Source organism: Enterobacter sp. TMH.L2, assembly GCF_050847315.1.
Taxonomy (GTDB): Bacteria; Pseudomonadota; Gammaproteobacteria; order Enterobacterales; family Enterobacteriaceae; genus Cedecea.
This window is the reverse complement of record NZ_CP193791.1, coordinates 2,626,940-2,638,850: the sequence shown is the minus strand read 5'-3', so window position 1 is coordinate 2,638,850 and position 11,911 is coordinate 2,626,940. Positions and strand designations below refer to the sequence as shown.

Genomic DNA, 11,911 nt, shown 5'->3' with positions numbered 1-11,911 from the left:
ATTTAATGTTATTTATTAAGGCGCTTTGCACAAGCTTTATTCATTCAGGGTCAGGACAAACACCACAGGAAGACAGCGATGAAAACAAAGATTACAACGCTTGCACTTGCCGTAGCGGCGCTCTCCATCAGTACCAGCGTGGCGGCCAGCACGCTGGTTTATTGCTCCGAAGGCTCACCGGAAAACTTCAACCCGCAGCTTTACACCTCGGGCACCAGCGTGGATGCCAGCGCGGTGCCGGTTTATAACCGGTTGGTGGATTTTAAAGTCGGCACCACGGAACTGCAGCCCAGCCTGGCGGAGAGCTGGGACGTCAGCGAAGACGGCAAAGTCTATACCTTCCATCTGCGTAAAGGCGTTAAGTTTCAGAGCAACAAATACTTTAAGCCCACCAGAGACTTCAACGCGGACGATGTCATTTTCTCGTTTATGCGCCAGAAAGATCCTAAGCATCCGTACCACAACGTTTCCAACGGCAATTACTCCAACTTTGAAAGCCTGGAGTTTGGCAAGCTGATCACAGCGATTGATAAAGTGGATGACAACACCGTGCGCTTCACGCTGGCGCACCCGGAAGCGCCGTTTGTCGCGGATTTAGGCTGGTATTTTGCCTCGATTCTCTCTGCCGAATACGCCGATGTCATGATGAAGGCCGGCACGCCGGAACGCGTCGATTCCGACCCCATCGGCACCGGGCCGTTTGAGCTGAAGCAGTACCAGAAAGATTCCCGCATTCTCTATACCGCTTTCCCTGATTACTGGCAGGGCAAATCAAAAATCGACCGTTTAGTGTTCTCGATCACGCCGGATGCGTCGATCCGCTACGCCAAACTTGAGAAAAATGAATGCCAGGTAATGCCGTTCCCGAACCCGGCGGATTTGCCGCGCATGAAGGAAAACAAAGACATCACGCTGATGCAAAAAGCGGGTCTGAATACTGGTTTTCTGGCATTTAACACCCAGAAACCGCCGCTCGATAACGTGAAAGTGCGCCAGGCGCTGGCAATGGCGATTAACAAACCGGCCATTATCGAAGCGGTGTTCCACGGCACGGGCATCGAGGCAAAAAACCTACTGCCGCCGGGCGTGTGGAGCGCGGACGATAAGCTCAAGGATTACGATTACGATCCTGAAAAAGCAAAGGCGCTGCTCAAAGAAGCCGGGTTTGCCAACGGCATGAGCATTGACCTGTGGGCAATGCCGGTTCAGCGTCCGTATAACCCGAACGCTAAACGTATGGCAGAGATGATTCAGGCCGACTGGGCGAAAGTTGGCGTGACGGCGAAAATTGTCACCTACGAATGGGGCGAATACCTCAAGCGAGTGAAGGGCGGTGAGCACCAGGCGGCGCTGATGGGCTGGACGACGGCCACCGGCGACCCGGACAACTTCTTCGGGCCGCTGTTTTCCTGCACGTCGGCCAACGGTGGGTCTAACTCATCCAAATGGTGCTATCAGCCGTTTGATAAGCTGATTCTCGAAGCCCGTGCCGAGGGGAACCACGATAAGCGAGTTGAGCTCTACAAAGAAGCGCAGCAAATGATGCACGACCAGATGCCTGCGGTGATGATTGCCCACTCCACGATTTTCGAGCCGGTGCGTAAAGAGGTGACCGGGTATGAAATTGATCCGTTCGGGAAGCATATCTTTTATCAGGTGGATGTGAAGAAGTAGCTGGCGCAGGGAGAGAGCAGGCGATCTGAGAATACATTCTCTGTAAGTTTGGATATTTTCCGTTCACTTATTGATCTATTGTCCATGCAAGTTCAGAGACAGTGAACGTGTCAGGGGGCATTACGCTGTATGAACTGGCACATAGGTAACACTTTAAACCGGGCACATGGGTAACAGGTTATAACTGGTACGGTAAACTGAGTGAGGAGGTTTATCGTGCCCTGGCTTGAGACTGTTACCATGCAACGAATGCAATTTGTCATGGCATGCCTTGTAGACGGATTATCTGTCAGCGATGCCTGTCGCAGATTCAATATCAGCCGTAAAACGGGCTATAAGTGGTTAGCTCGTTTTTCAGGCGAAGATGTTAACTCTCTGGCTGACCGTTCCAGGGCACGCCATCATCAAAACACCATTCCTGAGTCGATGGTTCAGTTGCTGCTGAAAACTAAAAAGCAGTACATGCTGTGGGGGCCAGAAAAAATCAGGCAATATCTGCTCAATCTGGATACTCCCGGTGTCCCTGCCGCAAGCACTGTCGGCCAGATATTCAAGTCTCATGGATTGGTAAAAGCACGCCCCCCTGTTCGATTCAAGCCGACACAGCCCCATGTTCTGTATGAGGTCAAAGAGCCCAATGATGTCTGGAGTGCTGATTTTAAAGGGAAATTTAAACATGCTAACGGGAAATGGTGTTACCCGCTCACGCTGACGGATAACTGCAGCCGGATCATCCTCGCCAGTGAGGCGACCTATTCCCCTAATAATGCCTTTGTCGTTTCCTGCCTCGAGCGCATTTTTATTGAAAACGGCATGCCCCAATTATTACGGACTGATAACGGTGCACCCTTTGCCGGACATGGGGTGTGGGGGTTGAGTGTCATGTCCGTCTGGTTATTAAAATGTGGCATTATTCCTGAACGTATCCGGCCAGGTAAACCGACTGAAAACGGGCGTCACGAAAGAATGCACCGGACAATGAAGGAAGCGCTCAACCAACATTGCTCATTTTCTTCTCTGGAAGAACAGCAACAATGGTTTGACAGATGGCGAAAGGAATTCAACGAGATAAGGCCGCATAAAGCGCTTCAGGGTAAAACGCCGGCCTCGGTCTGGAAACCTTCGGAAAGACAGTTTGCGGGGCCACGAACAGAAATGCCTGTCCCGGATAATGCCAGAATGTTGAGAGTCGCGCAGAGAGGAGATTTATGGTTCAACAGTACCCGAATATTTCTGAGTGAAGCGCTACGAAATGAGTGGGTCTGGATGAAACCGTTGAATGAGCAATGCGACGAAATAGGATTTGGTGAACTGAGACTGGCGCATTACGACAGAATCAATCACCGTATCCTGAGGTTAGATTGAGAGAAAGGTGTAACCCATGTGACCGGTCAGTTCTGTAACCCATGTGACCGGTTCATACAACGCCATGCCCCCTGACAACCCCCGGCGCCCGGCGAGCTCATCGCCGCTGAAGCGGTAAACCCAGCGGCTATCACCCAAACATTCGGGGTCGTTCGCGATTCGTTCCCGACGATCGCTCTCTTTCGCTGCTCCCGGCTGCTCAACCCCGCCTGAGTTGGGTCATAACCGGAGGCTGAGAGCGTCGGGAACGCATCTCAGCCGACCCAGGACTGGGAGATAAAATGGAGGTTTGCCGCTCACGCGGTCGATTTATTTGGCCGGGAGTCCGGGTTCTTAGGGGAGTGACGGTGGCTCCCCTAAGACGTTCACTGGTGCGGTGGCTGAGGTCGAAGCTGTACTTGAGGTGAACGGAACCTCCTGAACACCAATCAACCGCTACACCGTACTACGCTCGCTCACCGCCTCAACCGGCGCAGTTGCCGTCGCCTGATTCGCCTGTTGCTCCTCGCGGAATTTCAGGTTATCCCAGACCCGGAAGAACGGGTAATACATCACCAGCGAGATAGCCAGGTTCACAATCTGCAGAATCGAGCCGGAAACATGGCCGCCTGTCGCTAAATAGCCGCTGACGATAATCGGCGTGGTGAACGGCAGCGCAATCCCCGCAGGCGGCGCTACCAGACCTGTTGCCATCGCCGTGTAGGAGACAATCACCAGCACCACCGGGGTCAAAATAAACGGCACCACCAGGTACGGGTTCATCACCAGAGGAATGCCAAACACCATCGGTTCGCTGATGTTAAACAGGCTGCCCGGTGCGGCAATTTTACCCAGCTGCTTCATTTGCACACTGCGGCTGCGGATCAGCATAAAGATCACCAGACCTAACAGCGCCCCGGTGCCGCCAGGGGCGATCCACAGGTCATAGAACTGCTGGGTAATGATGTGCGGGATAGGCAGGCCGTTCTGGAATGCCGCCAGGTTCTCGGACATATTGGTCAGCCAGACCGGGCGGATAAACACCAGCACGATGGTGTCGCCGTGCAGGCCGAGCGTCCACAGAATACCAATCAGGATCACCGACACGATCATTCCCGGTAACGAGCCGCCAATGTGGCTCATCGGAATGCCGACCAGATCGGTGATCATGGTGTTGATGTCACCAAACGGCGTGGCTTCCACCAGCAGGCGAAGCGCCAGCACCACGGCCAACACGCAAAAACCCGGCACCAGCGCGAGGAACGATTTTGCTACCGCAGGCGGCACGCCCTCCGGCATGCGGATCACCAGATTACGGTTGCTGATAAACCGGTAAATTTCGGTAGAAAGCAGGGCGATCAGAATGGCGACAAACAGCCCCTGGCTACCAATTTGCCCCATGGGCAGCACGCCCTTCACAAACTCAGCGGGCCCCCCGGACGGCGGAGTGAACATGATGTTCTGCGGGATGGTCATGATAAAGGCTACCAGCGACACCGCCCCGGCGGTGAGCGGGTCGATGGTGCGGTATTTTTCGGCCAGACGATAGGCGATCCCGAAACTCGAAATAATCGCCATGATGTCATAGGTCGCTTTGACCGGATAAAGCAGCTTGGTCTGCCACGTGGCACCAAACAGATCGGTCATTAGCTGGGGGTAACCCGGCACCGGCAGATAGGCGAAAATCAGGAAGAACGAGCCAATCAGCATGAAAGGCATGTTCAGAATGATCCCGTCGCGGACGGAAAGCACGTGCTTTTGCCCGGCGATTTTCAGCGCCACGGGCAGCACATATTTTTCAAGAAACGATTTCTTTGCGGACACGGTTACCCCTGTCCCGGCGCATGGCCGGGCATTATTGTTATTGATTTCTGTTGTGGGGTGGACGTAAAGCATCGCCCACCGGTAAGCGGCGCTAATTGAACTGCGGCAGCCACGCCTTGTTGCTTGCAAGCACTTCATCGAGCAACGCCTGAGCGATATTCACGTCAGCCACCAGCGGGTTCGCTATCAGGGCCAGGAGCGCCTGCTGTTTATCGCCGTGGACCGCCGCTTCAATCGTCAGTCGTTCAAAGTCTTTCACCTGCTGGGTCAGGCCATTCATCAGGGGAGGAAGTTTGCCGAATGCCAGCGGATGGGCCCCCAGCGCGTCGATCACGCAGTTGGTTTCAATCACCGCGTCGTCCGGCAGCCCCTGAATAGCGCCGTTGTTGGCGGTATTCACCACCATCTGCTTGCCGAGGTTATTGTGCAGGGCGTCGATAAGCTCCAGGGCCACTTCGGAATAGAACGAGCCACCGCGCTGGCTCAACTGCTCCGGCTTTTTGTCGAGCTGCGGGTTGGCGTACAGCTCAAACAGCTCGGCCTCGACTTTCATTACCTGTTCGGCGCGGGTGCCTTTCCCGTTCGCCGCATCCGCTAGCTCGTCTTTGAGCATGGTGCGGGTTTGCCAGAAATAGCGGTGGTACGGGCAAGGGATCGCTTTCAGGGCACGCAGCAGGGCTGGCGGCCACGGAATCGCTTTAATGTTGTTCATCGACAACTGCTCGCCATCGCACAACATCTCAATCACCTCGGCGGTCGCGTCCCGCCCATCGGCAATCACCTCGTGCACCCACACCATGTGGTTGAGCCCGGCGAAGCGCAGCGTGACTTTGTCGTAAGGCAGTTGGAGCATGTCAGCGATGGTGTGGTGCATGGTCACCGGCACGTTGCACAGGCCAACAATGTTGGCGGCGCTGTAGCGGGAAACTGCCTCGGTGACGATCCCCGCCGGGTTGGTGAAATTAATAATCCACGCATTCGGGGCCAGGCGCTCCACGCGTTTAGCAATGTCCAGCATCACCGGGATAGTACGCAGTGCTTTTGCAAAACCACCGACACCGGTGGTCTCCTGGCCTAGCAGCTCGTGGCTGAGGCCCAGGCGTTCGTCGGCGGCGCGAGCGGGCAGTTGCCCCACGCGAAGCTGGGTCAGCACAAAGCTGGAACCCACAATCGCGGCGTCTGGTTCGTAATGCACCGTCACGTTGACCTGTTCCAAACCTTTGCTGTCGAACATGCGGCGAGCCAGCGCGGCGATGATTTCAACCTTCTGGCGGCCCGCTTCTACATCCACCAGCGCCAGCTCCGTCATCGGCAGGGCGGCATGGCGCAGAATCAGGCCTTCAATCAGTTCCGGGGTGTAGCTGCTGCCCCCGCCCACAACGGTAATTTTCATTGGTTTCTCCCGGTTATCAGGCCATCAGAGTTATGGCTTTATCCAGCACGCGGTCGCCGCGCATGGTGCCGTAATCCATCATGTCGATCACCGCCACGGGTTTGCCGAGAGGAGCCGAAAGCTCGGAAAGGCGGGCCAGTTCGAACTGCACCTGAGGGCCGAGCAGCACCACGTCGGCGCTCTGCAGGTGACTTTCAATTTCGGCCACAGACACCGCGTCAATTTGAATGTCCAGGGCGCGTTTTGTGGCCTCGGCGCGCATTTTTTGCACCAGCATGCTGGTGGACATCCCTGCGGCACAACACAACATGATCTTTTTCATTACCTTTATCCTTCAAATTGAAAACGTGTTTCAAACAACAGTGCGTTTATTCAGCATGTATGAAAATTATTTTCATGACCGTGATCTGCGTTGGATTATTGGTTTCCCGAATGTTAAAGGAATAACAAGACTTTTACGGAGGAGGGTGAAACGGCGGCAAGGCATCGCGGCAAAGTTAATTGAAAAATAATTTCAACGCATTATGATGATTTATCCGCCTGTGACGCAGACACAAGGAACCTTTCAGCGATGGATATTGTTTATCACCTGGTCCATGGGTTAGCCGACTCTTCTCCCCAGGAAACGCGGCTGGCCCGCTTTTTTCTGGAGAATTTCTTCCAGCTACCGGATGCCACCATGGAGCAGCTGGCGGCGCGCGCGGGTGTCAGTCAGGCCACGCTCCAGCAGTTCGCGCGCACCATCGGCTGCAGCGATATGAATGATTTCCTCGGCCAGGTTCGCCACCAGCAGCACGACAGCCGGGTACAGGATTTGCTGGCAGCGCCGTCTCAACTGCTAGGGGATGCCGCCTGGGTGGATAATGACACGCTGCAGTTTCTGGCCAACCGGGGCGGCGTGGCGAAAGACGTGCTGGAACGCTTTTCTCATTCCATAGGGCGGGATGCTGAGGGCGACATTATCAGCCGGATCCGCCAGCGGCTGGCGGAGTTCAGCCAGCAGGAAGCCAGAGTTGCGCAGGCTATTTTGCACGATCCGGGCTTTGCGTCGTCGGCGACAATCGACCAGCTTGCCCAGGCGGCGGGCGTCAGTCCGGCCACTATCACGCGCTTTGCCAGAGCCGCAGGCTGCGACGATATTCGTGATCTACGCATGAAGCTGGCGCAGGCCAGCACCGCCATACCGGGTAGCGAGCTACCGGCTTCCTGGCAACAGCGGTTGAGCGGCATCCAGCAGGCGCTAACTCAGCAACTGGAAACGCTTCCGGAAGCTAATGTTTCGCGCGCCGTTTTGCTGCTGAAGCAAGCGAAAGCGATTCATATTTTCAGCGCAGGCGCGGCAGACACGCCTTTTGCCAGCCTTTTGCAGTACCGCCTGCTGACGCAGGGCCAGCCCGCCAGCGTCTGTTATGATCCTGCCCTGATGAGCTTCACCGCCTCAATGCTGAATCGCGAGCAGGCAATGATCGTCTTTGCCAGCTCGACGCCGGACAGCACCTTGTTAGCGGCCGTGCAGCAGGCCAGGCGGCAGGGCGCAGCCATCGTTATGGTGACGAAAGATCCCGCCAGCGTGGGGCAGGCCGGTGACGTCTGGCTGCCTCCCGGGGAAGGGCATTACGGCGCATTATTGATTGTTGACCTGCTTTGCGATGGGCTTGCCGCCCCCGGCGATGAGCGCGCGATCTGAGTTTTGACGTCAAGGCCGCTTAACCCCCACACAAAGTGTCGTTTTTTGCTATACCTGAAAGGCTTATACCCACAAACAGGATCAAACGATGCGGAGCAAAACGTATTTTAAAGTGGCTTGTCTGGCAGGTTTATTAGCGCTGGCGGGGTGTGCTTCAAAAACCACCGCGCCGGAAAAATACTCTGGGTTTCTAAAAGATTACTCCGGTCTGCAGGAGACAAAATCAGCTACCGGTAAAACCGTTATGCGCTGGGTTGACCCGAACTTCAAACCCGGCAACTACGACAGCCTGGTCTACAATCCGGTGATCTACTACCCGACGCCAAGGCCCACGACCCAAATAGGCCAGAACACGCTGGATGGTCTGCTGGCGTACACCAACACCAAATTAAAAGCCGCGGCGGCGCAGCGGAAACCGCTGGTCACGACGCCAGGCCCGCACAGCCTTATTTTCCGGGGCGCGATCACCGGCGTGGACAGCAGCAAAGAAGGGCTGCAGTTCTATGAGGTGATCCCGATTGCGATGGTTGTCGCAGGCACGCAAATGGCCACCGGGCACCGCACCATGAATACCGATCTCTATTTCGAAGGCGAACTGATTGATGCGGCAACCAATAAACCCGTTTTACGCGTGGTCCGTAAGGGCGAAGGGAAAACGCTCAGCAACGAAAATGCAAAAGTCACCGTCGATACCCTGAAACAGGTTGTGGATGATTTGGCCACCGATGCCACGATGTTTGACGTGCCGAATAAATAACCTTTTTTGCAAACAAAAACCGCAGCCCTGAACAAGCTGCGGTTTTTTATTACGCCAGCTTTCTCCGCCACGGCAGCCACTGTTCCGGCTTAGCAAACATCACCAGGTTACCCAGCAGGATCATCACCAGCCCAAGCACGGCGTTCGCGTGCCAGACGTACCCTTCGTAAAGCGTCGACAGCGTCAGCGCCACCAGCGGGAAGAGCAGCGTACTGTAGGCGGCCTGGCTCGCCCCGATGCGGCCTACCAGGGTGAAATAGGCCCCAAAGGCTATCACCGAACCAAAAATCGCCAGATAAAGCAGCGAGCCAAGGTAGCGCACGGTGAAATCCGGCATAAACGATTCGCCGCTCGCCAGCGCCACGACGCCCATAATTGCGGTGCCGTAAAACATCGCATAGGTATTGGTGGACAGCGTTTCCAGGCCCCGGCTTTGATGGCGGGCACTGATCATATTCCCCAGCGAAAAACCAAAGGTGCCGAGCGCGCTAAGGCCGATGCCGATCAGCAGCGAAGGCGCCAGTTGTGTGGCGGCAAGATCGTGCCAGAACAGGGCCACGATGCCGGCAATGCCCAGCGCGGCGGCGGGCAATACGCGGGGAGACGGTTTCTTGCGGAAGAACAGAAAATTGTTGAAGGCGTTGAACAGCACCGCCATCGAGAAGATCACCGACTCCAGACCGGAGCTGATATAGGCCGCCGCGTGGTAGAAGCAGAAGAAGTTGAAGCCGAACACGCACGCGCCCTGCAGGACGCAAAACAGGTGGTCTTTAAGCCCGATACGCTTCAGGCGACCCAGCGCGAGCAGCACAACAAGCATCACCACGGCCGCCACGGCAAAGCGCCAGAAAATAGACACGGGAACTGAAACGACCCCCTGTTGCATGTAAATGGCAATCCAGGTCGTTCCCCAAATCACCACCACCAGAATATAAAGCAAAGCGTTCATTGTTGTTCTCGTCAGTCAAAACCAGATGACGAGTCTCCTTTTTTTTCCGCTCTGCGACTTTCATCCGGGCCAGCGACTTGCATATTCTTGCGGTTTTTTTTCACGGCGGCAGTGGCGACGGCGGCGCGCAGTCCTTACACTAGCCATTATGTTCCAGAAGCCGACTCCCGCTATGACCGCGCCATACCACGCCTTTGAAAACCTGCAGCAGCACAAAGCCCGCCTGAACGGCAGCGTTCAGCTTGGCTCAGGGATTCAGCTGGCCGCCTGGTCCAACGGAAATGACTGCATTACCCAGCGCTGCGATCACCACACGCTGAGCCTGTACGTGACCGAAGGGTACGAAACGTATCAAAAAACGAGCTCAGGCTGGCGCAACGGCGGCGGCCCGGATCGCTTCTGCATTATGCCGGAAGACAGTGAGTCAACCTGGGACGTGCGGGATGACTTCTCGTTTGTGCACCTGTACTGCACCGACGAGCATTTGAAAGAGATTGCCGCGCAGATTTGGGACCGCAGCCCGGCGGCCATCAACCTTGATGAAAAAACCTTTGCCGACGACCCGCGCATAACCCAGCTTTATCGTCACTTTCTGCTGAGCAGCGACTGGCAGCAGCGGGCTAATCACCTGACGCTAAGCACGGCCTCTACGCTGCTGTTGACGCATCTGGTGCAGCATTACAGCAGCGTGCAGTGGAAACTGCCGACGGTGCGCGGCGGGCTGGCGCCGGCGGTACTGCGCAATGCCCAGGCGTATATCGAGCAGAACCTGAGTGAGGCGCTGACCCTGGGTGAACTTGCCCGGCTGGCGGATCTCAGCGAATACCACTTTGCACGTATGTTTAAACAGTCCACCGGCCTGGCGCCACATCAGTACGTGATGCAGCGCAGAATGGCAAAGGCGGAAATACTGGTTCGTCAGGGAAAACTGCCGTTGACGGAGATCGCGATGGCCTGCGGGTTTAGTTCGCCCAGCCACTTCAGCACCCGCTTTAAAAGCGTCTTTGGCGCAACGCCCTCGCAGCTACGCGCGCTTCAGCCTTGAAAGCGCGGTGTAGCAAATTCCCCCGGCGATCACCCCCCAAAATGCAGAGCTGACGCCCAGCAGATTGACGCCTGAGGCGGTCACCAGAAACGTCACGACGGCGGCGTCTCTGTCGCGCTCGTGGTTCAGCGCCTGATGCAGGCTTCCGGCAATGGTGCCCAGCAGGGCCAGCCCGGCGAGAGTATGGATCCAGGCGAGCGGCAGGGCCGTCAGCAGCGTCGAGATCGCCCCGCCAAACACGCCGGCCAATAAGTAAAATACCCCAGCAGCAGCGGCGGCAAGCCAGCGTTTGTCTTTGTCGGGATGGGCTTCAGCGCTCTGGCAAATGGCGGCGGTGATGGCGGCGATGCAAACCGAAAATACCCCGAATGGTGCCAGCAGCAGGGCTATTAACGCCGTTACGACAATCAGCGGTGAAACCGGGACTTTGTAGCCGGAGGCCGCCAGCGTGGCGACGCCGGGGGCGTTTTGCGAGGCCATGGTCACCAGGAAGAAGGGTACGCCGATGCCCAGCAGGCTGGCGAGGCTAAATGAGGAGGCGATGAATTCCGGCACCACGACAGAAACCGGGACGTTCCCGGCGTGAAGCTCGCCGCTGATAAAGCAAATCAGCAGACCAACCAGCATGGCGACAACCACGGCATAGCGCGGGGCAAACACCTTCGCCAGCAGCCAGCCGGTCAGCATACTGATGCACAGCAAGAAGTGACCCTGTAACGATGTGAAGGTGTCGAGGCCAAACCGCAGTAAAACCCCGGCCAGCATGGCGGCGGAGAGCGTAGACGGGATCAGGCGCATCAGCCTGGCGAACAGCCCGGTGAGGCCGCAGATCAGGATCAGCCCAGAGGCGAAAATAAAAATGCCCACCGCCTCGTTCAGACTGTAGCCCGGCAGGCTGGTGGCCAGCAGCGCCGCGCCCGGCGTGGACCAGGCTGTGAGTATCGGCGCGCGATACCACAGCGTTAACCCCAGCGTGCTGATGCCCATCGCCAGGCCCAGCATTGTCAGCCAGCCAGCGATTTGGTGCGGGCTGGCACCTGCGGCATCTGCCGCCTGCCAGATAATGGCGGCGGAACTGGCATAGCCGACCAGGACGGCAACAAAACCGGCCAGAACGGTGGGAAACGGGGGCAGAGAAAGGCGCATGGTTGGCTCGCTGTGCGTTATAACGTCCGGGGAATATAGCATCGTGCGTTATAGCGCACAAGGCGCTATACTGCGCCCTTAACGGGAGGAGA

General features: G+C 56.5%; 10 protein-coding genes. 5 read left to right on the top strand and 5 right to left on the bottom strand.

Translation table 11 applies throughout. The annotated features are described in order from the left end of the window. Positions 1 to 78 precede the first annotated feature (78 nt). Together ACREYP_RS12650 and ACREYP_RS12645 are read left to right on the top strand one after the other, a co-directional pair. Entirely contained in the window at positions 79 to 1,674 is a 1,596-nt protein-coding gene (locus ACREYP_RS12650; protein ID WP_008456354.1) for an ABC transporter substrate-binding protein, read from the top strand. Positions 1,675 to 1,890: 216 nt separating this feature from the next. Beyond that, positions 1,891 to 3,039 (top strand): integrase core domain-containing protein, encoded by a 1,149-nt coding sequence (locus ACREYP_RS12645; RefSeq protein WP_498880897.1) that lies wholly within the window; start codon positions 1,891 to 1,893, stop codon positions 3,037 to 3,039. 435 nt (positions 3,040 to 3,474) lie between these two features. Here the strand turns inward: ACREYP_RS12645 and celB are convergent, their stop codons facing one another. The 3 genes from celB to ACREYP_RS12630 all read right to left on the bottom strand — a co-directional run bounded on the left by celB (position 3,475) and on the right by ACREYP_RS12630 (position 6,557). Continuing rightward, positions 3,475 to 4,842 carry a PTS cellobiose transporter subunit IIC gene (celB, locus tag ACREYP_RS12640; protein ID WP_008460739.1) on the bottom strand — a complete coding sequence of 456 codons (1,368 nt, stop codon included), beginning with the start codon at positions 4,840 to 4,842 and terminating at the stop codon, positions 3,475 to 3,477. A gap of 91 nt (positions 4,843 to 4,933) precedes the next feature. Beyond that, positions 4,934 to 6,235 carry a 6-phospho-beta-glucosidase gene (locus ACREYP_RS12635; protein ID WP_336819805.1) on the bottom strand — a complete coding sequence of 434 codons (1,302 nt, stop codon included), beginning with the start codon at positions 6,233 to 6,235 and terminating at the stop codon, positions 4,934 to 4,936. Between the two features lie 16 nt (positions 6,236 to 6,251). Continuing rightward, entirely contained in the window at positions 6,252 to 6,557 is a 306-nt protein-coding gene (locus tag ACREYP_RS12630; RefSeq protein ID WP_008460736.1) for a PTS sugar transporter subunit IIB, read from the bottom strand. 249 nt (positions 6,558 to 6,806) lie between these two features. Here ACREYP_RS12630 and ACREYP_RS12625 point away from each other — a divergent pair, with 249 nt between their 5' ends. Both ACREYP_RS12625 and ACREYP_RS12620 read left to right on the top strand, forming a co-directional pair. Continuing rightward, the gene (locus ACREYP_RS12625) at positions 6,807 to 7,922 is read left to right on the top strand and encodes a MurR/RpiR family transcriptional regulator (RefSeq protein WP_008460735.1); all 1,116 of its coding nucleotides are present in this window, start codon (positions 6,807 to 6,809) and stop codon (positions 7,920 to 7,922) included. Positions 7,923 to 8,010: 88 nt separating this feature from the next. Then, entirely contained in the window at positions 8,011 to 8,679 is a 669-nt protein-coding gene (locus ACREYP_RS12620) for a DUF3313 domain-containing protein (RefSeq protein WP_008460733.1), read from the top strand. Between the two features lie 49 nt (positions 8,680 to 8,728). Here the strand turns inward: ACREYP_RS12620 and ACREYP_RS12615 are convergent, their stop codons facing one another. After that, the gene (locus ACREYP_RS12615; protein WP_336819808.1) at positions 8,729 to 9,628 is read right to left on the bottom strand and encodes a DMT family transporter; all 900 of its coding nucleotides are present in this window, start codon (positions 9,626 to 9,628) and stop codon (positions 8,729 to 8,731) included. A 172-nt stretch (positions 9,629 to 9,800) separates the two neighbouring features. Between ACREYP_RS12615 and ACREYP_RS12610 the strand changes: the two genes are divergently transcribed. After that, positions 9,801 to 10,673 carry a helix-turn-helix domain-containing protein gene (locus ACREYP_RS12610; protein WP_008460730.1) on the top strand — a complete coding sequence of 291 codons (873 nt, stop codon included), beginning with the start codon at positions 9,801 to 9,803 and terminating at the stop codon, positions 10,671 to 10,673. On the opposite strand, the gene ACREYP_RS12605 is transcribed toward ACREYP_RS12610, so the two are convergent. After that, positions 10,653 to 11,819, bottom strand: a complete 1,167-nt coding sequence (locus tag ACREYP_RS12605) for a benzoate/H(+) symporter BenE family transporter (RefSeq protein WP_336819813.1) — start codon at positions 11,817 to 11,819, stop codon at positions 10,653 to 10,655. The two genes, ACREYP_RS12610 and ACREYP_RS12605, sit on opposite strands and share 21 nt — an antisense overlap. Positions 11,820 to 11,911: the final 92 nt, after the last annotated feature.